Source organism: Homoserinibacter gongjuensis (assembly GCF_030161875.1).
GTDB classification, from domain to species: domain Bacteria; phylum Actinomycetota; class Actinomycetes; order Actinomycetales; family Microbacteriaceae; genus Homoserinibacter; species Homoserinibacter gongjuensis.
Genome location: NZ_BSVA01000001.1, coordinates 74,983 through 98,052 on the forward strand (window position 1 = coordinate 74,983; position 23,070 = coordinate 98,052).

At 71.0% G+C, this 23,070-nt stretch carries 21 protein-coding genes and 3 pseudogenes; 11 read left to right on the forward strand and 13 right to left on the reverse strand.

What is annotated here, in order from left to right:
* Positions 1-73: 73 nt before the first annotated feature.
* From QQK29_RS00465 to QQK29_RS00485, 5 genes and pseudogenes are all read left to right on the forward strand, one after another.
* Entirely contained in the window at positions 74-865 is a 792-nt protein-coding gene (locus QQK29_RS00465) for a cysteine hydrolase family protein (protein ID WP_284296885.1), read from the forward strand.
* Positions 865-1,527, forward strand: coding sequence for an AmiS/UreI family transporter (locus QQK29_RS00470; protein ID WP_284296888.1), 663 nt, complete (start codon positions 865-867; stop codon positions 1,525-1,527). The genes QQK29_RS00465 and QQK29_RS00470 overlap by 1 nt, the downstream gene beginning before the upstream one ends.
* 153 nt (positions 1,528-1,680) lie before the next feature.
* Positions 1,681-2,750, forward strand: a pseudogene (locus QQK29_RS00475) (fatty acid desaturase family protein).
* A gap of 117 nt (positions 2,751-2,867) precedes the next feature.
* Positions 2,868-3,071: a cold-shock protein gene (locus QQK29_RS00480; RefSeq protein ID WP_284296890.1), complete on the forward strand. Its 204-nt coding sequence runs from the start codon at positions 2,868-2,870 to the stop codon at positions 3,069-3,071.
* Positions 3,072-3,250: 179 nt separating this feature from the next.
* Entirely contained in the window at positions 3,251-3,433 is a 183-nt protein-coding gene (locus QQK29_RS00485; RefSeq protein ID WP_284296892.1) for a DUF2510 domain-containing protein, read from the forward strand.
* A 160-nt stretch (positions 3,434-3,593) separates the two neighbouring features.
* Here QQK29_RS00485 and QQK29_RS00490 read toward each other — a convergent pair.
* The 7 genes and pseudogenes from QQK29_RS00490 to QQK29_RS00520 form a co-directional block, all read right to left on the reverse strand.
* Positions 3,594-4,231: pseudogene (locus QQK29_RS00490) on the reverse strand (response regulator transcription factor).
* A gap of 16 nt (positions 4,232-4,247) precedes the next feature.
* Positions 4,248-5,018 (reverse strand): sensor histidine kinase, encoded by a 771-nt coding sequence (locus QQK29_RS00495; protein ID WP_348533903.1) that lies wholly within the window; start codon positions 5,016-5,018, stop codon positions 4,248-4,250.
* A 56-nt stretch (positions 5,019-5,074) separates the two neighbouring features.
* A complete protein-coding gene (locus tag QQK29_RS00500) occupies positions 5,075-5,656 on the reverse strand; it encodes a sensor domain-containing protein (protein WP_284296894.1) in 582 nt (193 codons plus the stop codon).
* Positions 5,657-5,763: 107 nt separating this feature from the next.
* Complete coding sequence (gene cydC, locus QQK29_RS00505) at positions 5,764-9,180, reverse strand: thiol reductant ABC exporter subunit CydC (RefSeq protein ID WP_284296896.1); 3,417 nt, start codon at positions 9,178-9,180, stop codon at positions 5,764-5,766.
* 1 nt (position 9,181) lies between these two features.
* On the reverse strand, positions 9,182-10,231 hold the full coding sequence (gene cydB / locus QQK29_RS00510; RefSeq protein WP_284296898.1) for a cytochrome d ubiquinol oxidase subunit II: 1,050 nt from the start codon (positions 10,229-10,231) through the stop codon (positions 9,182-9,184).
* 20 nt (positions 10,232-10,251) lie between these two features.
* Entirely contained in the window at positions 10,252-11,841 is a 1,590-nt protein-coding gene (locus tag QQK29_RS00515) for a cytochrome ubiquinol oxidase subunit I (RefSeq protein WP_284296900.1), read from the reverse strand.
* A gap of 218 nt (positions 11,842-12,059) precedes the next feature.
* Entirely contained in the window at positions 12,060-12,440 is a 381-nt protein-coding gene (locus QQK29_RS00520) for a nitroreductase family deazaflavin-dependent oxidoreductase (RefSeq protein WP_284296902.1), read from the reverse strand.
* A 106-nt stretch (positions 12,441-12,546) separates the two neighbouring features.
* Between QQK29_RS00520 and QQK29_RS00525 the strand changes: the two genes are divergently transcribed.
* Genes QQK29_RS00525 through QQK29_RS00540 form a run of 4 tightly spaced genes read left to right on the forward strand, consistent with a single transcriptional unit; the run spans position 12,547 to position 15,135 of the window.
* Positions 12,547-13,080: an NACHT domain-containing protein gene (locus QQK29_RS00525; protein ID WP_284296904.1), complete on the forward strand. Its 534-nt coding sequence runs from the start codon at positions 12,547-12,549 to the stop codon at positions 13,078-13,080.
* An 11-nt stretch (positions 13,081-13,091) separates the two neighbouring features.
* Entirely contained in the window at positions 13,092-13,631 is a 540-nt protein-coding gene (locus QQK29_RS00530; RefSeq protein WP_284296906.1) for a winged helix-turn-helix domain-containing protein, read from the forward strand.
* Positions 13,628-14,923, forward strand: coding sequence for a hypothetical protein (locus QQK29_RS00535; RefSeq protein ID WP_284296908.1), 1,296 nt, complete (start codon positions 13,628-13,630; stop codon positions 14,921-14,923). Before QQK29_RS00530 ends, QQK29_RS00535 begins: the two co-directional genes overlap by 4 nt.
* Positions 14,914-15,135: a response regulator transcription factor gene (locus QQK29_RS00540; RefSeq protein ID WP_284296910.1), complete on the forward strand. Its 222-nt coding sequence runs from the start codon at positions 14,914-14,916 to the stop codon at positions 15,133-15,135. Before QQK29_RS00535 ends, QQK29_RS00540 begins: the two co-directional genes overlap by 10 nt.
* Here QQK29_RS00540 and QQK29_RS00545 read toward each other — a convergent pair.
* From QQK29_RS00545 to QQK29_RS00565, 5 genes are all read right to left on the reverse strand, one after another.
* A complete protein-coding gene (locus tag QQK29_RS00545) occupies positions 15,120-16,643 on the reverse strand; it encodes a hypothetical protein (RefSeq protein ID WP_284296912.1) in 1,524 nt (507 codons plus the stop codon). The genes QQK29_RS00540 and QQK29_RS00545 overlap by 16 nt on opposite strands.
* Positions 16,592-18,397, reverse strand: a complete 1,806-nt coding sequence (locus tag QQK29_RS00550) for a hypothetical protein (RefSeq protein WP_284296914.1) — start codon at positions 18,395-18,397, stop codon at positions 16,592-16,594. Before QQK29_RS00550 ends, QQK29_RS00545 begins: the two co-directional genes overlap by 52 nt.
* A gap of 229 nt (positions 18,398-18,626) precedes the next feature.
* Positions 18,627-18,764 carry a hypothetical protein gene (locus QQK29_RS00555; protein ID WP_284296916.1) on the reverse strand — a complete coding sequence of 46 codons (138 nt, stop codon included), beginning with the start codon at positions 18,762-18,764 and terminating at the stop codon, positions 18,627-18,629.
* A gap of 14 nt (positions 18,765-18,778) precedes the next feature.
* Entirely contained in the window at positions 18,779-18,988 is a 210-nt protein-coding gene (locus QQK29_RS00560; protein ID WP_284296918.1) for a hypothetical protein, read from the reverse strand.
* 152 nt (positions 18,989-19,140) lie between these two features.
* Complete coding sequence (locus QQK29_RS00565; RefSeq protein ID WP_284296920.1) at positions 19,141-20,766, reverse strand: acyl-CoA dehydrogenase family protein; 1,626 nt, start codon at positions 20,764-20,766, stop codon at positions 19,141-19,143.
* Between the two features lie 46 nt (positions 20,767-20,812).
* Between QQK29_RS00565 and QQK29_RS18285 the strand changes: the two are divergent.
* Positions 20,813-21,124, forward strand: a pseudogene (locus QQK29_RS18285) (nucleoside deaminase); the annotation flags it as partial.
* A gap of 200 nt (positions 21,125-21,324) precedes the next feature.
* Here the strand turns inward: QQK29_RS18285 and QQK29_RS00570 are convergent.
* The gene (locus QQK29_RS00570) at positions 21,325-21,924 is read right to left on the reverse strand and encodes a helix-turn-helix domain-containing protein (RefSeq protein WP_284296922.1); all 600 of its coding nucleotides are present in this window, start codon (positions 21,922-21,924) and stop codon (positions 21,325-21,327) included.
* Between the two features lie 66 nt (positions 21,925-21,990).
* Here QQK29_RS00570 and QQK29_RS00575 point away from each other — a divergent pair, with 66 nt between their 5' ends.
* Positions 21,991-22,938 carry an NAD(P)/FAD-dependent oxidoreductase gene (locus tag QQK29_RS00575; RefSeq protein ID WP_284296924.1) on the forward strand — a complete coding sequence of 316 codons (948 nt, stop codon included), beginning with the start codon at positions 21,991-21,993 and terminating at the stop codon, positions 22,936-22,938.
* Positions 22,939-23,070 lie beyond the last annotated feature (132 nt).

Here is a 23,070-nt window from a genome sequence, read left to right on the forward strand (position 1 = left end):
CGCCATGTCACCCGAGGACACATAACTTCACGCTCGGAAACACAGCTTCGGCGGGGCCGCGCGCCTCGTTACCGTGGGCGACATCCACCCCGCGATCCGAAGAGGAAACGATGAGCGCCGTCACGCTGGAAGCCCGCACGACCCCCTCGAGCCGCTCGAGCTCGACGCCGAGACGATCGCCTCGTTGCCGTCGAGCAACGTCGACGCGATTCCGGCGCTGCACCCGCAGTGGGCCTCCCTCGACCTGCGCGAGGTGCTCTCGCGCCCAGCCGCCTTCCTCTCGGTGAGCCAGTCGAACTCGCTCTACAAGCCGGGCGGTGTGCAGTACTCCGAGGGCCACGCCTACCGCGGCAGCCTCGAGGCCACGGTGCGCGCCGCGAAGGCCGCGCGGCGAGCCCCGAACTTCGTGTCGTTCAACTGGATCGGCTACACCGTCTTCCGCCAGAACTACCCGCAGACCGTGTTCGACGCCGCCCAGTACGCCCACTGGACCGGCGCGATCGAAGCCACCCCCGAGCAGATCGCCTGGGATGACGCGCTCGTGCCCGAGCTCGCCGAGCTCGTCGAACCGGGCGACAAGCAGTTCAACGAAACGGCCCTGCAGACCGCATTCGTCGGCACCGATCTGCCGGGCACGCTCGCCCGCCGCAAGGTGGAGGTGGTCGTCATCACCGGCATCCACACCGACTGGTGCATCGAGGGCAACGCGCGCGCCGCCCGCGACCACGGCCTGCTGCCGATTGTGATCGGCGACGCGACCGGAACCCACGACCCCGCGGATGAGGCTGCCGCGTTCCGGCGCATCAACACCTTCTTCGCGCCCGTGATCAGCTCCCAGCAGTTCATCGAGCTGGTGGCCCGCTGATGGGCAACGTCGGTCTGCTGCTCGTCGGCGTCGTGCTGTTCGTCAACGGCCTCGCCTCGCTCGGGATCGTCTCCGGCCGCAGCGCCGCACCGCTGAACCTGTTCGTCGGCACCGCACAGGTGGTGCTGCCGACGCTCGTGCTTCTCCAGGCGGAGGGCGACGCCGCGATCATCAACGCGACCTGGCCGAGCTTCCTCTTCGGCTTCACCTACCTGTGGTTCGGGCTCATCAACCTCGCGGGCTTCGAGCCCCAGGGATTCGGATGGTTCAGTCTCTTCGTCGCGGGGATCGCGGCCTATCAGGCGGTCATCTCGGCGCCCGGCGACCCCGTGTTCGCCGTGATCTGGCTCACCTGGGCGATCATGTGGACGCTCTTCTTCGTGCTCCTGGCGCTCGGCGTGCAGCGCGTGGGACGCCTCGACCTCGGTCGCGCGACGGGGTGGTTCCTCGTGCTGCTCGGCGTGCCCACGTGCACGGTGTCGGCGATCTTCCTGCTCAACGGCACCTGGACGACAGCCCCCGAAGCCGGGCTGCTGGCCCTCGCCGGACTCGCCGGCGCGGCCGTGTTGTCGACCCTGCTCGCCCTCCCGCGCGCGGGAACCCGTGGCGAAGCCGGCTCGTCGAACGCGGTGCCTGCCGAGGCGGTGCTCGCGGTCGACTGATGCCGCACGCCGAGACTCACAGCGGTACGGCATATACCGTGACGTACCCTTGATCAAGTCGACTGGCGACCTGCCCTTGGCTTTCATCCCGCCCCACTCGGGCAGCCAAGCGGACGGACACCCCATCTCCATCTCACCCCCGCACCGGGCCGTATTCGTCAGACTCAGCCGCGCGCAGCCGGCTCCGTTGATCCGATCCGCAACTTCACCTCCGTCTCGCAACAGGTGCGCGAGGAGGGGCTGCTGCGTCGCGGCACCTTCTTCTACCTCGCCCTCGGCACCGTGCTCGCGCTCGCGCTCGGGGGTGCCGTCACCGGTTTCGTGCTCTTCGGCGCCAGCTGGTACCAGCTGCTCATCGCGGCCGGGCTGGGGATCGTCTTCACCCAGATCGCCTTCCTCGCCCACGAGGCCTCGCACCGTCAGGTGCTCGCATCCGGCCCGCGAACGACCGCCTCGGTCGGCTGTTGATCGTGCTCGGGGTCGGCATGAGCTACCAGTGGTGGATGACGAAGCACACGCGGCACCACGCGAACCCCAACCGGGTGGGCAAAGACCCCGACATCGAAATCGACACTGTCGCGTTCACCGCCGAGTCGGCGGCGACACAGCGCGGCGTCTTCGCCTGGATCACGCGCCGCCAGGGATGGCTCTTCTACCCGCTCATGCTGCTCGAGGGCCTCAACCTCCACGTGCACTCGGTGCGCTCGCTCGTGCGGCGTGGTCGCGTCGAAGGGCGCTGGTTCGAGCTCGGCATGATCGCGCTGCGCACCGCGGTCTACCTCGGCGTCATCTTCTGGGTGCTCCCGCTCGGCATGGCCTTCGCCTTCCTCGGCGTGCAGCTCGCCGTGTTCGGGCTCTACATGGGCACCTCGTTCGCGGTCAACCACACCGGGATGCCGATCGTGCCCGCGGATGCCAAGCTCGACTTCTTCACGAAGCAGGTGCGCACCTCGCGCAACATCAGCGGTGGTTTCTGGGCATCCACCCTCCTCGGTGGCCTCAACTATCAGGTCGAGCACCACCTCTTTCCGAGCATGGCGCGCCCGCATCTGGCGCGCGCTCGGGAAATCGTGCGCGAATACTGCTACGTTCACGAGATCCCTTACACCGAGATGAGCCTGGCGCGCGCGCAAGCCGCCGTCGTCCGCCACATGCACGAAGTGGGGCGAGCAGCGCTCGACCCCTTCACGTGCCACGTCCTCGCCACGTACCGTCGTGCCTGAGGCCCCACAGATGTTCAACGGCATGATGCCGCTGGATGCGCCCGCCACCTCCTCCGGAGCGTTGCGTCACCACCCGGTGACGTCTCGGCGGGTGAAGTTGAAAACAAGGAGAACACCATGACCACCGGAACCGTGAAGTGGTTCAACGCCGACAAGGGATACGGCTTCATCGCCCCCGACGACGGCAGCGCCGACCTCTTCGCCCACCACTCGGCGATCGCCGGATCCGGATACAAGAGCCTCGACGAGGGCCAGAAGGTGCAGTTCGAAGCTGTGCGCGGCCCGAAGGGCATGCAGGCCGAGAACATCCAGCCTGCCTGAGCTTCACACCACAGACGGCCTCCCGCATCGCGGGGGCCGTCTTGCTGTTACCCCGCGTGAACGCCGCATGACGCGACATGAAATCGACTATTGCACCCCGCATATGGGGGCAGTACCATCACACCAGCCGCACCGCTTTCCCCTGCCAGCGGCGACACCCGATCCCCCAGGAGCACCACATGACTGTCGTGAACCCCACCACGACCGCAGCCCCCGCCGGCTGGTACCGAGACCCGCTCGGTATCCCTCAGCTGCGGTGGTGGAACGGAATCGCCTGGACCAACCACATCCAGGACAACCGCCCCGAAGTCCAGTCGTGGAAGAACGATTTCGGCACGCTGTCGCGCCCCTCGGTGGCCTAGCCTCCGATCGCTGCGGCGTCGCCGACCCCGGGTACACCTGCTATTGCTACCCACAGCCGGCAGTCGGCGCACTCGACGGGTGGGTGCACCGCCTGTCAGTCGGCGCGCGGGCAACGGTCGATGACCGCCCCGCGCGCCGGCACTTAGGCCGGCCGCGCGCTCAGCGCTGCAACCAGGCGACCACCGCGAGCACCCGACGGTGGTCTGAGCCCGAATCTTCGAGGCCGAGCTTGCCGAAGATCGCGGTGACGTTCTTCTCCACGGCGCCGACGCCGATGAAGAGCTGCTGCGCGATAGCCGCGTTGCTGCGCCCCTCGGCCATGAGCTGGAGCACCTCGCGCTCGCGCGGGGTGAGCGAGGCGAGCGGGTCGTGCCGCCGGCCGATGAGTTGCGCCACCACCTCGGGATCGAGCACCGTGCCGCCCGCGGCGATGCGGTCGACCGCATCCGTGAGGTCGTCGAGGGATGCGACGCGATCCTTGAGCAGATACCCCACTCCCCGGAACCCGCACCCAGCAGCTCCTGGGCGTAGGCCACCTCGACGTACTGCGACAGCAGCAGGATGCCGGTGTTCGGCAGCTCCTTGCGCAGCCGGATCGCGGCGCGCACGCCCTCGTCGCGGAACGTCGGCGGCATCCGCACGTCGAGCACGGCGAGCTCCGGTGCGAGGTCGTGCACGGCGGCGAGCAGCTCCTCGGCGTCGCCGAAGGAACCCACCACCTCGTGCCCGGCCTCGCCGAGCACCCGCACGAGTCCCTCCCGAAGCAGAACGGAGTCGTCGGCCACCACCACGCGCACGGTCACGCCCTCCAGGCTAGCGATCGGGCGATGCCGGCGATGGCTCGGCACCGAGCGGAGGCTCGGCGCCGAACGGAGGCTCGACGCTGAACGGCAACTCGGATGTCAGCGGCAGGTGCGAGATCACGTGCGTCGGTCCTCCCACGGGGCTCACGACCTCGACACTGCCGCCGAGGCCGCGCAACCGCTCGGCGATCCCCGAGAGCCCATGGCCGGCGACCGCCGACGCGCCGCCCACCCCGTCGTCGGTGACGACGACGTCGAGCCAGACGGCATCCGTCGGCGGGATGCGGCGCAGCTCGAGGCGCACCCAGGCGTTCTGAGCTCGTGCGTGCTTGGCGACGTTGGTGAGCGCCTCGGCCGCGATGAAGTAGGCGTTGCGCTCGAGTTCGGGCGGGAGCACGAGTTCGGCGGGCAGCAGCGACTCCACGTGAGTCGGCAGCGGCGAGCGCACGGCGAGGGATTCGAGGGCGGCAACGAGACCGCGGTCCATCAGGATCGGCGGCGCGAACCCGCGCGACAGCGCCCGCAGCTCCTCGAGCGCCTCCTTGGATTGCGTGCGGGCCTCGGCGATCAGTTCGCGGGCGGCATCCGGATCCTTCTCGAGCTGACGCTCGGCGGAGGCGAGGTCCATCTGCAGGCGCACGAGCCGCTGCTGCGGGCCGTCGTGGATGTCGCGCTCGAGCCGGCGGAGCGCCGTGCCCTCGGCCGCGACGGCGGCGCTGCGCGAGGCCGAGAGGTCGGCCATCTGCACCTGCAGCTCCTCGGAGCGGAACGCCGCGAGCATGCCACGCGCGATCGCGTGGTGGATCCAGGTGAGCCCGTGCGTGATGAAGGGCAGTGTCAGCAGGAAGAGCGCGCCGATGATGAACACCACGGTGCTGTGGAACGTCTGGCTCGCCACGAAGTCGGGCAGCTCGACGCCGCGCGTCTCAAGCAGATCGAGCAGAATCTCCAGCCCGTCGCTCTCGGGAATCCACACCGCGACGAACGGGTAGGCGACCCCGAGACCGCCACCGCGAGCCACGAGATCGTGATCGACCAGCTGACGATGCCGACGATCGGGTTCACGAGCGAGCCGTGCAGCAGGTAGAGCCAGTAGTGGCCGTCGACGAGCGGGGCGAGCAGCTTGCTGAGGGCGCTGCCCTGGCGCATGGTGCGATCCCAGCGCGGCGGCGTGATCGCGGGGAAGAGCGCCCCGCGCAACCGCGCGAGTTCGAAGATGCCGAACCCGCGCGCCACGAACAGCGCCGCGAGCACGAGGAACACGCCGACGACGATGGGGATCATGCCGACGCCCGTCCAGAACAGCGTCAGGAGCACAGAGAGGCCCACGATGGTGACGGGCAGCAGAGGCAGCAGGAAGCCCAGTTCGGGCAGCAGGCCCAGCCAGTACCGGCCGTAGCCGCGTCGTGTCGTGCTCATGGTGACCAGCATCGCGGATGCCGTGGCCGCCCGGCATCCGGCGAGCGGTCGGATCGGGGGTGGGGTTGGCCCTACCTCCGGCCGAGGTGGCTGAGGAGCGCGCCGCCTCAGGCGGTGCGGGTCGCGAAGCCGCCGTGCGCGGGGTTGCCGATTTCGAGACGCACCGCTGGGCGGCGCTCCTCAACCAGCAGGTTTCCCAGCACCACTACCCGGTCATCGGCCTCCCGGTCGCCCGCCCGGTGCGACACGAGCACGACCATCCGGTCGCGGCTCGCGAGCCGGATGTCGCCCATGAGAGCGCGTGCCGTGGGCTCGTCGAGGTGGGCCGTCGGTTCATCGAGCAGCAGCAGCTCGGCCCGGCTCAGCAGCGCCCGAGCGATGGCGAGACGCTGGCGCTCACCGCCGGAGAACGCCCGGCCGGCGCTCCCGACCCGGGTCGCAAGGCCATCGGGCAGCTCGCGCAGCAGGCCACCGAGCCCCGCACGTTCGAGCACCGCGGCGAGTTCCGCATCCGTGGGTGCATCGTCGCGTCGCCGTCCGATGAGCAGGTTGCCGCGGATGGTGGAGTCGAACACGTGCGCCTCCTGCGGGCACCACGCCACGTGCTGCGACCAGTTGTCACGCTCGAGATCGGCGACCGGGATGCTGTCGGCGCGCACCGCTCCGGCGTCTGCGGCGATCGACCCCATGATGATCGCGAGCAACGTCGACTTGCCCGAGCCCGACGGCCCGTCGATGCGCAGCGTCCGCCCCGTGGTGAGCTCACCGCTCACGCCCGCGAAGAGCGGCGTGCCGCCGGGCAGCACACGGCAGATGCCGTCGAGGTCGATGCGTTCCACGGGCGCGTGCAGGCGGCGCACCCCGTCGATCGTCTCGGCGGTGTCGAGCACGGGGGCGAGCCGGGCGAGCACCGCGTGCAGCACCGGGATGCGGCGGGTGGCCGCGGCCACTCCGTCGACCGCTTCGACGAGGGCGAGCGCGAGCAGGCTCACGACGGCCACGGTCGACACGGGCATGGCCGCGGGGGCGAGCACGGGCGCCGCGACGGCGAGGCCCGCGCAACCCGCGAGCGCGAGCGCCGTGCCGACCCCGGATGCCAGAGCCGTGCGGCGTTCGGCGTGCGCGAGGCGCTCCCCGGCGCGTTCGATGCCGCTGAGCGCTGCCGGGGCGAGCCCGCCACCGCGCAGCTCTGCGGCCGCCTCGCCGAGCGCGCTCATGCGGCGCACCAGTTCCGAGCGTGCCGCGACGCGCGCCCCGCCCGCTCCGCGGGCGGCGAGCAGACCGCCGAGCCCGGCCAACGCCACGGTGACGAACAGGCTGAGCCACACGACGAGCGCGAGCTCGGGCGCCAGGATCGTCGTCACCACGCCGACACCGGTCACCGCGACGACACCCGAGGCGATGGGCGGGATCACGCGAGGCAGCTGCTCCCGCAGTTCTGCCGGCTCGGTCACGAGGATGTCGAGGGTGGCACCCCCGCCGAGGAGCCCGCGCATCGCCGGGCCCTGGGCCGCCAGGCGCCGCCACAGGCGGAGCCGCAGCGCGTCGGTCGCGCGGAACACGGCGTCGTGCGCGAACAGGCGCTCGACGTAGCGCGCCACCGGGCGCCCGAGTCCGAAGAAGCGCACGCCGACGATCGCGACGAGCAGGTACATGATCGCCGGGAGCTCGGAGGCCCGCACGATGAGCCAGCCCGACACGGCCGTGAGCGCGAGGCCCAGACCGATCGCGAGGGCGGCCATGGCGGATGCGCCCACCCAGCGCCACGGGGAGGCGGCGAGCACGGTGCGAAGAGCGCGCCAGACCGCCGGCGCTGCGGCAGCCTCAGCTGGTTGAGGAGCGCCCGCAGGGCGCGTCTCGAAACCAGCGACCGCCGCGGTGCCCTCAGCTGGTTGAGGAGCGCCCGCCGCAGTGCCCTCAGCGGGTTGAGGAGCGCCCGCCGCAGGCGGACGCGTCTCGAAACCACCCGCCCCCACTCCTACGACCTCGTCCGCAAGCGCAAGCGTCTCCGCATCGTGCGACACGAGCACCGTGGCGACCCGGTCGGCGCGCGCTGTGATCGCCGCACGCACGCGCGCAGCCGAGTCGGCGTCGAGATGCGCGGTCGGCTCGTCGAGCACGAGCAGCTCGGCTCCCGCGTCGACACGCGCGAGCGCGCGGGCGACCGCGGCGCGTCGTTGCTCGCCCGGGCTCAGCTCGGCGAGGGGTGCCCGCAGCAGTCCCGCGAGGCCGAGTTCGGCCGCGAGCGCGACCGCCGCATCCGGGTGCGCCCCGGCGAGCGCGAGCTCGTCGTGCAGCGTCTCGGTGGCGAAGTGCGGCGCCTGGGCGGCATACGCGGTGCGCGCGAGGTCGCCCGTCACGACGCCCGTGAGTTCGGCATCCGCGGGGAGGGCCCCCACGAGCGCGGCGAGCGCCGTCGACTTGCCCGCCCCACTCGGCCCGACGAGCGCCGTGATGCGACCCGGCACCGGACGCACGGTGAGCCCCGCGAGCACGACCGCCCGGCCGGGGTAGCGCACGCCGACCTCCGTGAGCGCCGGCGCCCCGGGCATCGGCGCCGCCGCGACGCGTGCATCGGCGAGCAGTTCGCGCACGCGCCGCAGCGCCGCGAGTCCGTCCTGCGAGGAGTGGAAGGCGGTCCCCACATCCCGCAGCGCCGTGAAGCACTCGGGTGCGAGCAACAGCACGAGCACCGCCACCTCGAGGCTGACATCGCCCGAGAGCAGACGGATACCCAAGAACACCGCGACGACGGCCACGGAGATCGTCGCGATGAGTTCGAGAGCCAGCGCCGACAGGAACGCCGTGCGCAGGGTGAGCATGGTGCGGCGGCGGTAGTCCGACTGGATGCGGTCGAGGGCCGCGAGCTGCTCCTCGAGGCGCCCGAGTCCCACGAGCACCGGCAGGCCGCGGGCGAGCTCGACGAGGTGGTCGGCGAGTCGGGTGAGCGCGTCGGTGGCGCGATCGACGCGGTCGCGGGTGTGCATGCCGATCAGCACCATGAAGATCGGCACGAGCGGGATCGTCACCGCGAGCACGACGGCCGAGACGAGGTCGACGCCGAGGGTGCGCGCCCCGGTGGCCATCGGGATCACGACGGCCGAGATGAGCGCCGGCACCGCGACGCCGAAGTAGTCATCCAGCGCGTCGAGGCCCTCGGTCGCGAGCACCGCGGTGCCGCCGCCCGCGGCATCCCCCGCCGCGACGCGCGAGCTCAGCTCGCGACGCAGCTGCGACTTGGCGCGGATGGCGGCCCGCCTGCCCAGCATCGCTTGCGCCCAGGATGCCCCGGCGCGCAGCAGCACCCCGACCGCCCCGAGGGCGAGCCAGGTGCGCGCATCCGCTCCCGCCGCGAGGGCACCGAGCTGGCGGGCGATCGACTCCGCGATGAGCAGGATGCCGACCGCGCCCCCGATGCTCGCCGCCACCACGGGAAGCAGCGCGCGCAGGCCGCCCGGCCCGAGCTCGGGGCCCGGGCGGGCGCCCCGCTCGGCTCCGGAGCGGAAGGACGCGAGGGTGTTCATGTCAGCGGCCGCTGCTCACCGCATCCGGGCGGATCGCCGGAACGACGTCGTGCGGGTCGGGCAGGTGGTGCGGCGCCACCCGCTTGCGGAACACCCAGTAGCTCCACGCCTGGTAGGCGAGGATGAACGGCAGCGAGACGGCGGCGACGACCGTCATGACGCCGAGCGTGTAGCTGCCGCTCGCGGCGTTCCAGATGGTGAGGTCGAAGGCCGGATCGATCGTGGAGGGCAGCACGACGGGGAAGGCGGCAGCGAAGATCGCCGCGGCACCCAGCGCCCCGAACGCCGCGAAGCCGGTGAACGCCCAGCCCTCACGCCGCATCCGTGCGAAGACCCAGCCGACCACGCCCGCCACGACCGCGAGGCCGAGCAGGGTCCAGCTGAGCACGTCGCCGCCGTCGAGCTGCACGAGCACGGCCCAGCCGGCGATCGGCAGCAGCGCGACCGGGGCGAGGCGCGGTACGAGCTTGCCCATCCGCTCGCGCACGGGTCCGTCGGTCTTGAGCGCGAGGAAGGTGGCGCCGTGCACGAGGGAGAAGCCCACGAGTGCCAGGCCGCCGAGCACCGCGATCGGGGTGAGCCACACGAAGGGGCCGCCGACGCGGTCGCCGTTCCCGTCGATCGGCAGGCCGGTCGTGGTGAGGGCGAGGGCGGCGCCGATGCCGAAGGCGGCGACGGTCGAGCCGACGCCGATCGACCAGTCCCAGAACCGCGTCCAGCGGCGGGCGGTGATCTTGCCGCGGTACTCGATCGCGACCGCACGGAAGATCAGACCCAGCAGCACGAGCACGAGCGGCACGTAGAGGGTCGAGAACAGCGACGCGTACCAGAACGGGAACGCCGCGAAGATGCCGGCACCCGCCACGATGAGCCACACCTCGTTGCCGTCCCACACGGGCCCGATCGCGTTGAGCATCACGCGCCGCTGCTTCTCGTCGCGCGCGCTGACGAGCATGTGCATGCCCACGCCCAGGTCGAAGCCCTCGAGCAGGATGTAGCCGGTCCACAGCAGCGCGATCGCGATGAACCAGACGACGGGGAGCGCATCCATTTCCATATCTCCTGTTCCGCTCAGTAGGCGAAGGCGAGCACGTCGTCACGGTTGCCTGCGTCGCCGCCGCCACCGTCGCCATCCGCGTCATCGTGCACGCCGAATCGCTCGGGCATGACGCCCGCCACCCCGGCCCGCACGAAGCGGGCGATGAGGGCGACCTCGACGATCATGAGCACGAGGTAGACGAGACCCAGCGAGACGAGTGAGAACACGATCTCGCGCCCGTCGACGCCCGGCGAGACAGCGGCCGCGGTGAACATGAACACCCCGTCGACGCCGCTCGGGTTCGGGTTCGGCACCACGACGAACGGCTGCCGCCCCATCTCGGTGAAGATCCACCCGGCCGCATTCGCCCCGAACGGCGCCAGGATGCCGAACACCGCGAGCTGCATGAGCGGCTTCGATCGCGGCACTGTTCCCTTGCGGGTGAGCCACAGGGCCACGAGCGCGGCGAACGCCGAGATCGCGCCGAAGCCGATCATGATGCGGAAGCCCCAATAGGTGACCTCGAGGTTCGGCATGTAGTCGACCTGCATGCCCGAGCGCTCGCCGTAGATCGGGTCGTTCGGCAGGTGGGTTCCGTACAACTCCTGGTACCGCGGGATGAGCTCGTTGAGCCCCGGCATGTCGGTCGTGAAGTCGCCCTTCGCCAGGAACGACAGCACGCCCGGGATCTCGATGACGGGCACCACCTCGGAGCAGTCCTGCGAGCCGAGCTTGCCGATCGAGAGCACCGAGAAGCTCGTGCCGGTGTGGCAGGCCGCCTCGGCCGCCGCCATCTTGAGCGGCTGCTGCTCGTACATGAGCTTGCCCTGGATGTCGCCCGTGATCGCCACCGCACCGAACCCGACGATCGCGACGACCGCGCCGATGCGCAGCGAGGTGAGCCAGACCTTGTGGTCGGCCGTGTCGCGACCGGGGATCTCGGGAGCCTCACCCACGATCACGCGGCCCGTCGCATCCACCGTGTCGATGCCGTCCTTGCGGCGCCGCCACAGGTGGTACCACGCGATGCCGAGCAGGAACGCGCCGGCCACCGCGACCGAGCCGGCCAGGGTGTGCGGGAACGCCGCGAGCAGCGTGTTGTTGGTGAGCACCGCCCAGATGTCGGTGAGCACGGGGCGGCCGTCCTGGTAGTCGACGCCCACGGGATGCTGCATCCACGAGTTAGCGGCGAGGATGAAGTAGGCCGAGATCCAGGAGCCGATCACGGCCGCCCAGAGGGTCGCGAGGTGCACGCGCTTGGGCAACCGGCCCCATCCGAAGATCCACAACCCCAGGAACGTCGACTCGACGAAGAAGGCCAGCAGCCCCTCCATAGCGAGCGGGGCGCCGAAGACGTCGCCCACGAAGCGCGAGTACTCGCTCCACGCCATGCCGAACTGGAACTCCTGCACGATGCCGGTGGCGACACCCATGATGAAGTTGACGAGGTAGAGCTTGCCCCAGAACTTCGTCATGCGAAGCCACTGCTCGTTTCCGGTGCGCACCCACATGGAGTGCAGGATCGCCACCACGAGCCCGAGGCCGAGCGTGAGCGGAACCATCATGAAGTGGTAGACGGTGACGATGCCGAACTGCCACCGGGCGATCTCGAGCGGATCCACGGGTGTCCTCCTGCAGGCGGGTCGCACGGGCCGCGACCCTCACCCTCCACCTTCGGATGCCGCGCGGTCGTGGGTCAGGGCCCAAGGTCCCCCGGGGTGCTGGGGGACGGCGGTTTCGAGACGCGTCGCTTCGCGGCGCTCCTCAACCACCTCGACAGTCCTGGAATGCCCAGCGGGTTGAGGAGCCGCCGAAGGCGGCGTCTCGAAACCAGCGCCCCTCAGTCCCCCGTCCGCAGCAACCGGAACTCATGCCGCCGCAGCAGCTTCAGCACCCACCGCGCCGGCACCCCGAACGCCCGCCGTCCGGCCTCTGCCGGGTACGGCTCGACCGCGACCACCGGGTGTGGCTGCCCGCCCACGACGAGCTCGCATCCGCCCGCCGCGACGACGTTGCGGTACCAGTCGACGTTCTCGCCATAGGTGAGCTCGGCGATGAACCCGCCCTCAGCGGGCGCGACGATGATGGGCGTCTCGTAGGTCTTGCCCGACTTGCGCCCGACGTGCCGCACGAGCGAGAACGGCCCTCGCCCGGCCCGGGCCAGCCGTGTCGTCCATCGGTTGAGGGTGTTCCCCAGCACCCTCAGGAACCCGTGTCGCATCACCCGATTCTGCTCCGATGGTCACCGGAGCGACAGGATCGCGTGCGACGCGATGTCCCCCGAGCGGGGGCGTCTTCCCCATAGGCTGGGCAATCGGGGAGGCTCAGTGTCCGCTGGTGAGTTCGAGGTCGCGGGGGTGCTCGATCGGCCACGGCTGTTCGCGGTTCTCGATTCGCCGCGCGTGCGGGTCTGCATCGTCAAGGGCCCGAGTGGCAGCGGCAAGACGACCCTGCTGCGCAGCTGGGCACTGAAACAGCGTGAACGGCTCACCTGGGTGACGCTGGGCGACGGCGGGATCAGCCGCCAGGCGTTCTGGCGGCATGTCGTCGGCAGCGCGCAACGGCACGGAGACCTGTCGACGGATATGGCGGCGCAGGTCTTCGAGCAGCTCGACCGCCGCGCCGACCCGGTGCGCATCGCCGTCGAGCTGTTCCAGGATGCGGGGGCCGTCACCCTCGTCATCGACGCATACGAGCACCTGGGCGATGTGACTCCCGAGATCGACCAGGATCTGGCGCAGCTGCTCACCGCGCTGCCCGGGCTGCGCGTGCTGATCACCACACGCTCGGGCACGGCGCTGGCCGACGCCGATCCCCCGGAGGAACGGCGCAGATCATCACCCTCGACGAGCTGGCCCTGACCCCGGATGAGGTGGGCACCCTCATCGCGCAGCAGATCGGCATCGCCGACGAGCGGCTCGCTCTGTCGGTGATGCACGCGACGCGGGGCTTCGCGTTGACCGTCCGGGCCGTCATGCTCGCGCTCTCCCAGCTCGGGCGGATTCCGCACGCCGACTCCATCGAGTGGAACTCGATGGTCGCAGCCCGCTGGGAATCGCTGCTTCCCGACGACGTCCCGCTGCGCTTCGTCACCGACACCAGCGTGCCGCCCTACGTCGACATCGAGCTGGCGACCAACCTGACGGGACATCCGGATGCCCGAGGACTGCTCGATCTGCTCGAGCGCAACGGGTTCGGGCGATGGATCCCGTACGCCAGGCAGCGTCCCGTGTTCCAGTACGCCGAGATCATCCGCGACACGTTCCGCGCGCGCGCGGCCGCCGACGCCGATCGCTTCTCGGTCGCGTGCGCGAGCACGGCGCGCTGGCTGTTTGACAACGGCGAGGTCGACCGGGCACTGGCCTTCGCCATCGAGGAGGCGACTACGCCCTCGCCGACCGCACCTTCGTGAGCCTCGTCGTCGGCAATCCAGACAGCTATATCACCGACCGCTTCCTGCCTGTGCTGAGGCGGGTGCCCGATGAGATGCTGGCGCGGTATCCAATGCTCGCCTTCGGGCTCGGGCTGGCGCTCGCCGCGAATTCGCTCCTCCGGTTGGACGCGCCAGGCGCGTTCCGGATCGCGATCGAATCGCCCGCACAGCCCGCCTACCTCGAACCGTCGATCGACGCGTTCACCCTCGCCGCGATGCGGGCCGTCGCGCGGCGCACCGCATTCGCCTTCCGGGAGTCGGCGGATGCCGCGCTCACGGTCGTGCGGTCGGTGGACGAGATCCCTGCCGAGCTACGCGCGCGGTTCGGCGAGCACCTCGGCACGATCCTGCGTCAGCTGAGCTACTCCCTGCTGCAAGGCGGCATGATCGACGACGCGATCGCAACGGCGGTGCGCTCGGTGAGCTTGTGCACGACGCAGACCGCGCGCAACTACTCCGTGGTCTACGCGGTCGGTGCCACCGCATTCGCCGGCGATCTCTCGCGATCGCGGACGTTCTCGGCGTCCATCGACGCAGCCGCCTGGCCCGAGAACCTGCATCGCACGTACATGAACGCACTGGGCGTCGTGGCGGAGGGTTACCAGCACCTCGACGCACTCGACTTCGCGGGCGCTGCGGACGCGCTGCGCGGCACCGACGCGTACACCACCACGGGAGAGTTCTGGCCGTTCTTCACCGGCATCTCCGTGGCGGCACGACACGGGCTCGGGCAGGCGCGCGCCGAGGCGGAGCGAGTCACGCGGGAGCTCGCGGCGTCGCGGATGCCGGGCACGGGCGACAACGCGGCAACCGAGCACCTCCATGCGACCCTCGCACGTGCCTGGCTCGCCGGCGGCGACCACCGTGCAGCGGGTCGCCTGCTCGACGCGCAGCCACCCGAGCGTCCCTTCCTCGCGGCCGCACGGGTCGACAGGCTTCTCGCGGAGGAGCGAGCCGGCGACGCGCTCACGCTCGCGGAGGCGTCGCTCGAGCTTCCCACCCACACCCTGCGCACCCGCTCGGATCTGTGGACGAGCGGCGCCGTTGCCGCACTGCGGCATAACCGGCCAGAGCTCGCCTGGTCATGGCTGACGAGCGCGGCACTGTGCTGGGAGAGCTACGGGCCGCGCATGCACGTGGCGCTGCTGCCCGCGCGCGATCGCCGACTGCTCGTCGAACTCGCCGAGCAGCACCACTCGACATCCGTGCTGCGCTACCTCGAGGTGCCAACGGTTGCGGGGCAGGCGAGCCCTCGGCAGTCGTGCACCTGACGCCGCGCGAGAGCGTTGTGCTGCGCGCGCTCGCGGAGCACGGCAGCGTGCGCGAGATCGCCGAGGCTCTCGTGGTGTCCCCGCACACGATCAAGACCCAGCTGCAAGGCCTCTATCGCAAGCTCGGTGTCACCTCGCGGCGCTCGGCCGTCGTGGTCGCCGAGGAGCTGGGGCTGCTCGGCGACCACTCTGCCGGTCACTCGGAGCTCTGACGCCGCCGACGGATGGTGCGGGTCGCCACGAGCAGTCCGCCGCCGAGCAGCAGCACGAGACCGGCCACCAGCGCCGACACGGTGAGTGAGCCCTCGACCCCCGTCGCGGCGAGTCCGGGCCCGTCGGTGTCGGGCGGATCCACCGCCACGGGGCGCACGATGAAGTTCACCCAGGCTGAGCGGTCAGCGGCTGTCGCGAGATCGGCATCCGCGTAGATGCTCGCGATGTTCGGCGCCGAGGTGATCGCTTCCGGCGCGATCGCCGTGTAGGTGATCCGCAGCCCGGAGTTCGGTGCGAAGACCGGGATCGCCGCCTGGATGCCGGTGGCGTCGGAGCTGAGCACGGGGCACGGCGTGTCACCGAGCGGCCCATCCAGCACGCCCATCCCCGCGGTGATCGGCGTGCACACGACGTTCGCGAAGCCGCCGGGGTTGGCGGCAGCGAGGTCGGGATGCAGCGGGTCGCTGAAGGAGGCGGACGTCGCCGCGTCTCCAGCGTTGAGCAGGTCGACGACGAAGCTCACGGTGTCGCCCGGGTTCGGGGCGATCGGGCTGACCGACTTGCGGATCGACAAGATCGCACTCGACGCTGTCGGGGCGATAGCGTCGCTGTCGCTCACGAGCGGGAACGGCGAGCCAGGGGCCGCGTCGAAGGCCGTCGCGACCGCGGTCGCGACCGTCGCCAGCTCCGCGGGGTACTGCGCCTCGATGAGGAAGGTCACCGAGGAGCCGGCCGGCAGGGTCGGCTCACCCGCCTCACCCCAGGTGATGTCGAGCTGCGGATCCCCCGAGGCGATGGCCGCGGTCGACCCGTCGGCCAGGTAACGGGTACCCGCCGCGAAGGTGCCCGTCGGGCACACCGCGCCTCCCGTGGAGAGCGCCGGGTCGCACACGGCGACGGCCTCGACGACGGCCGGGCTGAACGCCTCCGTGAGGCGCGGCAGCGCGAGCGGGCCGGAGACGGCCGGGTTGGTGATCGTCACGGCGTAGCGCACGGTGCGGTCGGCGGGCACTGTCGGCGAGGCGATCGGGTTGCCGGACGCGTCGACGATCGTCTGGGTGATCGCGAGATCCTGCGTACACCGGGTGTAGTTGACCCGGATCTGCACGCCGCGCCAGCGGTCGTCGGCCGCACTCGCGTCACCGGAGAGTTTCGTGGTCTGCTCCGCGAAGCCGATGAAATAGAACGTGAGGTTGGCGCTTGTCGCCGTCGGGGAGCCGTCGATCAGCACGCCCTGAGGCACGCAACCGGCCTGCTGGTACTGCTCGGGCAGCTCGGGGATCTTGAACGCGGCCATCAGCTGCAGGGTCTCCCCGGCGGGCAGCACGGTCTGTTCCTGATCCGACCAGCTGAGGTTGAGCATCAGCGGGTAGGGGTGGTTGCCCGGGTAGAGCGTCCCTCGCCGTGTCGCGACATCGGGGCAGACCACCGGAGCGTCGCTCAGGCAGGTGATGTTCAGCGGGTTGTCGCTGAGGATGTCGTCGAGAGAATCCGGGTCGAGCTGCATGGTCCCGGTATCCGACTGCCAGAACACGTTGCCCGGGTCGGAGAGGTCGAACTGCTGATTGCCGGAGACGAGGTTCGGATTCGCGTTGAAGCCGAGGTTGCCGAGGACGGTGTACCCGTTGAAGTCCACATAGGGGCCGTGCCGGCCTCGCCGAGCCCGCCCTGGTCGGGGTTCGAGGCGTTCAGAGCGGTGATGTCGAAGTAGGCGGTGTCGCCCGGCTCGAAGTCGACCGTGGTCTGCGGCAGCGGCGTGCCGGCCGGGTCGTTGCGATACCACGGCACCGTCAGCCGAAGGTCGTGGCTGATACCGCACGCGATACCGATCTGCTCGCCCGGGGCCAGGTTCATGAAGTTGTTCGTCGCATCCGCGTCGGTGAACGACGGCGCCGCCGTGACGCTGGTGAGCACGGAGCCGGCCGGGTCGCCGCAGATGAGGTCATCCGCGGCGCCGCCCGTGCCCGAATAGGTGATCGTCAAGGTGCCACCGGTCGGCACGACAGCCCCGGAACCCACCGCGGTCACGGCGGACTGCCCGCGGCTGGTGGGGATGCCCGGAGTTCCCGGCGTCACCGTCGGCGTGATCTCCCACGAGGTCGGGCACACCGCACCGCCGGCCGCGACGCACACCGGGTCGGCATCCATCGACGGCCCGCCCTCGCCGGTCGCCCAGCCCAGGGTGAAGCGGATCGTCGAGGGCGCCGCGTCGGGGCCGGTGTTGGAGTAGGCGGCCTCGAAGGCGAACGGCCCGTCGTGCGGGAGCGCGCCGCTCGCCGGAGTCACCTGGGTGAGGGAGTCGGTGCGCACGTCGGACGCCCGACAAGCGGGCGTGAGCACCGAGAAAGTGGCGGAGGCGGTGTTGTCGCCGTTCAACGCGACCGCCTCAGCGACTCCGCCGGATGGTGCGACGGCGCTGGTCAGCGTGAGCGTGCGCGGAGTACCCGCCACGTTGCAGGCCGCCCCCACCGCGATCGTGAACCGCACGACGCTCGTCGTGCCCGCGGGCAGGTTGCCCACGTCGATGCGGCCCGCGGTGTCGGAGGTGAGGGTGGGCGCGGCGGCCGGTCCGCTCAGCAGCACGGCGGAGACCAGCTTGGTACCCGTACCGAGCTCGCCAGCCAGCGAGAGGGTCGAGCGCAGGTTGTTGCGCACCCCGGTGTTGACGATCGATACGTCGGCAGTGATGGTGGCGCCGTCGGCGACACCCGCAGTCGGGTAGCCCGTGATGCTCGTGGCATAGTCGGCGGGCAGCGCCTTGATCACGACACCGGCGGTGGCGGAGTCGGTGGCGACGTGCACATCCGTGTCACCGGCTGCAGGGGTGACCGTGGCGGTCACCGTGAGCGCTCCGGTCACTCCGTTCGCCGGGTTGCCCGGCGCGGTCAGTGCGAACGAGATCCAGCCACCGGCCGGGAGCGCGGGAAGCGTCGCCGTCACGGTGCGGCCATCGGCCGAGCGCACGAAGTTCTGCGGAGCGGCTGCACCGCCGCCGCCGGAGACCGCGGATGCCGAGGTCTCCCAGGCCAGGCCTGAGTTGAGCATGTTCGGCACGTCGAGCGCGACGGTGGCACCCGCCGCCGTCTGCTGGTCGCTGCGGTTGTCGATGCGCACGGTGTAGACGGCGGATTGGTCCACCGCGTAGATGGCGCGATCACTCGATACGTTCACCGCCAGATCGACATCGGCTGCGGTGGCGGCGGGCGCGGCGACCGCGCCGGCGGCCACCATGCTGAGGCTCGCGACCACCACGGCGATCACCCGGATTCGGAACCGCCCCCAGGAGCCGTCACGGGTTCGAGATGCACTGTCCACTCCGCCTTCCAGGCGCACTGCGTCTCGGCGCCCGCACCAGCTTCTCGGGCATCGGGCGTTCGCGGGGGACCAAATTGCCCTCATGCAGGACCAAAAACCGCCCCGCGAGGATGAAGCCCGTGGGGTGCGCTGAGCGCCGACTACGAGCGCCCGAGCACGGATGCCGCCCGGCTCTCTACCAGGAGATGAACCACGCGCAGGCGACGACAGCACCTGAGACGAGCAACGCACCGCCAGCGACGACGGACGGCAGGAACGGGATGCCGGACACCTGGGTGATGGCCTGCACGGCAAGCGTGCTCACGCCGAGCACGACCACATAGGCGCCTACCCCGAGCGAGGTTGCCCAGCCCCTTCGCCGTCGTTCGAGTTTGGGTCGCCTTGCCACCACCCGGCCGCATCGCCGAGCGCCTGCACGCCGATCGCGAGGAACCACGTCGGCACGATGAGCGCGACGGCGGCGGTCGCGTAGACGGCGACGACGAGCGCGATGTCGATCGCATGGGTCGAGGTGCGGGCGAGCTGCTGCTCGGTCATGGGTTCACGCTAGTCCTGGCACCCTGCGCCGACGGCGGCTTCGAGACGCGTCCGCTTCGCGGGCGCTCCTCAGCCACCTCGGCAGTGCTGCACCCCAGCTGGTTGAGGAGCCGCCGACAGCGGCGTCTCGAAACCGGCGCCCCGGGTTGCGCCTAACTGCGCTCGAGCACGGATGCCAGGTCTCGCCGCGCGGGCAGGTCGCCGTAGAGGTGCCCATGGCGGGCGCCCTCGCCGAGGCGGGCGTCGACGAACAGCTCCGCGACCGCGGGCGGCGCAGACCGCAGCAGGAGCGAGGCCTCGAGCGCGAGCGCGAGGTCGGCGACGAGGCCGCGGGCCGAGGCGGCGGCGTCTGCAGCGTCCATGCGCGCGACGGCATGGAGACGCTCGCGCGTGGCGGCGAGGTGCGCATCGAACACCGGGTGGGCGCCCGCGGCGAGCGCGAGCTCCGCCTCGAACGCGGCCACGGCATCCGGTTCCCGCCCGAGGGCGCGCAGCACGTCGAGCGCGATGACGTTGCCCGAGCCCTCCCAGATCGCCATGACGGGCTGCTCGCGGTACCGGCGTGCGAGCGGGAAGTTCTCGGCGTAGCCGTTGCCGCCGAGGCACTCGAGAGCCTCGTAGGCGTGGCCGGGTCCGCGCTTGCAGATCCAGTACTTGGCGACGGCGGTCGCGAGCCGGCGGAACGCGATCTCGTGCTCGGAGGCGTCGTCGTCGAAGGCCCGCGCGAGTCTCAGCGCCACCGCGGTCGCCGCCTCCGTCTCGAGGGCGAGATCGGCGAGCACCGCCGTCATCGCAGGCTGCTCCACGAGCGTCGACCCGAACGCCACGCGGTGCCGGGCGTGCCACAGCGCCTCGGCTGTGGCCTGTCGCATGCCGGCGACCGTGCCCAGCACGGTGTCGAAGCGCGTGCGTTGCACCATGTCGATGAGCACCGGCACGCCACGCCCCTCCTCGCCGATCAAGACCGCGCGGGTGCCCTCCAGTTCGAGCTCACCCGAGGCGTTGGCCCGGTTGCCGAGCTTGTCTTTGAGCCGCGCGATGCGGAACGGGTTGCGCGTGCCATCGGGCAACACCCGCGGCACGAGGAAGGTGCTGAGGCCGCGGGGTGCCTGCGCCGTCATGAGGAAGGCATCCGACCCGGGCGCCGAGCAGAACCACTTGTGGCCGTCGAGCACATAGCCGCCGTCGCCCGCCGGGGTCGCCGTCGTGAGGTTCGCCCGCAGGTCCGAGCCGCCCTGCTTCTCGGTCATCGACATGCCGAGGATCGCGCTCGACTTGGCAGACCGCAGCTCGGGGTCGTAGTCGCGGCTCAGCACGCGCGGCATCCACTCTTCGGCCACGGATGCGTTCTTGCGCAGCACGGGAACGGCCGAGTGCGTCATCGACACGGGGCAGCAGTGCCCCGGCTCGACCTGCGCGAAGAGCATGAAGACCGCGGCACGCGCGACGGCCGCGCCGGGCTGGGGCTCGGCGAACGCCGCGGTGTGGCCGCCCTCCGCGATGTGCGCCCGCATGATGCGGTGATACGACTCGTCATACTCGACCTCGTCCACACGCACGCCGTAGCGGTCGTACTGGTGCAGCTGCGGCGTCTGCGTATTGGCGAGCTCGGCATCCCGCTGGAACGCGGCCGTGCCCACGTGGCGGCCGACCCGGTGCAGGTGCTCGCTCGCCCATCCGGCGTCGTAGCGGTCGACGCCCTCGACGAGCGCGGTGTTCGCGGCGAACTCGTCGAGTTCTACCCGCGGCGGAACCTGGTTCACGACATCGTGAGGCATACGCCGACGCTAGCCCGGGAATGGGAAACATGCTCTGATGACGGCTATGAGCCAGATCTCCGAACGGGACACCCAGCACCTCATCGCCTGCATCGACCTGGCAGGCCAGGCCCGCGAGCGCGGAGACGCACCGTTCGGCGCGCGCCTCGTCTCGGCGTCCGACGAGGTGCTGCACGAAGACAGCAACCGCACCATCACCACGCGCGACCCGATGGCGCATCCGGAGTTCACCCTCGCGCGCTGGGCGATCGACGAACTCGATGACGACACGCGCCGCGGGGCGACCCTCTACACGAGCGCCGAGCCGTGTGCGCTGTGCTTCAGCGCCGACTTCTATGCCGGCATCGGCCGGATCGTGTTCGCGGTAGCCGGCGCCCAGCTGCGCCCGCTGCGCGGCGAGGAACGCCCGCGATCGCGATGCCGACGCGCGAGCTCGCGGCCGTCACGATCGGGCGCACGATCACCGTCGACGGGCCCGTTCCCTCGCTGGAGGAGCCCGGCATGGCGGTGCACCGCGGTTATTGGTGAGGTCGCCCGCCGAGGAGGCGAAGGAACGGATCACCCACCGGCGCCGTCGTCGCGCGGCGCGTCGAGCTCGGGCATGTGGATGCGCTGCCCATCCGGCCCGGCGAGGTGCAACAGCTCAGCAGGCCCGTCACCGACCGCGCCGATCCAGTGCGGCGTGCGGGTGTCGAACTCGGCGGCCTCCCCCGCACCGAGCTCGAAGTCGCGCCCGCCCAGCACGAGCCGCAGCCGACCGGAGATCACGTACAGCCACTCGTACCCCCGGTGCGTCTTGAGCTCGACCCGCTCACCCGCCTTCGGGGGCAGGATCTGCTTGACCACCCGGATGCCGCCGGCACCCCGACTGAGCGGCATCAGGACGCCGCCACGATGCGGGATGCGACGGATGTGCACGCGCGGATCCCCGACCTCGGGCGCGCCGACGAGCTCGTCGAGCGGCACGTCGTAGAGCAGAGCCAGCGGCAGCAGCAGCTCGAGCGCGGGTCGCCGCTCCCCCGATTCGAGTCGCGAGAGGGTGCTGACCGAGATGCCCGACTCGCGGGAGACCTCGGCGAGCGTCAGGTCACGGCGCGTGCGCAGGGTGCGCAGCCGCGATCCGACCCCCGCGAGCGTGCGTTCGATGTCGTCGACCATGGCGACAGTTTGCCAGAACAGCAACGACACTTGCGCGGCATGGACTCCGCAGCGCACGATCGCCTCATGCCCCGAAACAGTCACACCCACATCGACGTCGCCATCGTCGGCGGTGGTCCCGCCGGCCTCTCCGCTGCGATCGCGCTCGGGCGCTCGCGCCGCGAGGTACTCGTCATCGACGCGGGCGAACCCCGCAACGCTCCCGCGGCCCACGCCCACAACGTCTTCAGCCGCGACGGCGCCTCCCCCGCCGAACTGCTCGCCGCGTCCCGTGAGCAGGCGCGGGCCTACGGCGTGAGCATCCTCGACGACCGCGCCACCGACGTCGCCCGCGACGGCGACGGCTTCCTCGTCACGACCGCGACCGGCGCCACGGTGACCGCCCGCCGCCTGCTCCTCGCCTCGGGCCTCCGCGACGTGCTGCCCGACATCCCGGGCCTCACCGTGCATTGGGGCGATTCCGTGGTGCACTGCCCCTACTGCCACGGCTGGGAGGTGCGCGACCGCGCGATCGTCGTGATCGGTTCCACGCCGCGCAGCGCGCACCAGGCCCTCATGTTCAGCCGGCTGAGCGACGACGTCACGTTCGTGCGCCACGACACCCCCACCGAGGCGGAGGTGGATGCCGACCTCGCAGCGCTCGGCGTGCGCATCGTCGACGGCCACGTCGCCCGCCTGCTCGATGACGCATCCGGAACCCTCCGCGCCGTCGAACTCGACGACGGCACCGAACTGCCGGCCGGCGCCGTCGCGATCGGCCCGTCGTTCGAAGCGCGCACCGAGCTCTACGGGCAGCTGGGCGGCACCGCCTCGATCGTCGAGGGCATGGGCGTCGTGATCCCCGCGGATGCCGTGGGCCGCACGCCGATCGCCGGCGTCTGGGCGGCGGGCAACGCGAGCGACGCGGGTGCCATGGTCGGCGCATCCGCCGCAGCCGGCACGATGACGGGAGCCGCCCTCAACATGGACCTGCTCACCGAGGACGCCGCCGCGCGCCGCACCGCCGCCCGCTGAGCGGCGCACCGCCGGGCACCCGACGAGTGGCGCACCGCCCCGGGCGCCCGCCAGGTGGCAGCATGAGCCCATGCGCACACCATCGCGTCGCGAACTGGCCCGGGTACGCACACGGGCCGTCGTCGCGATCGT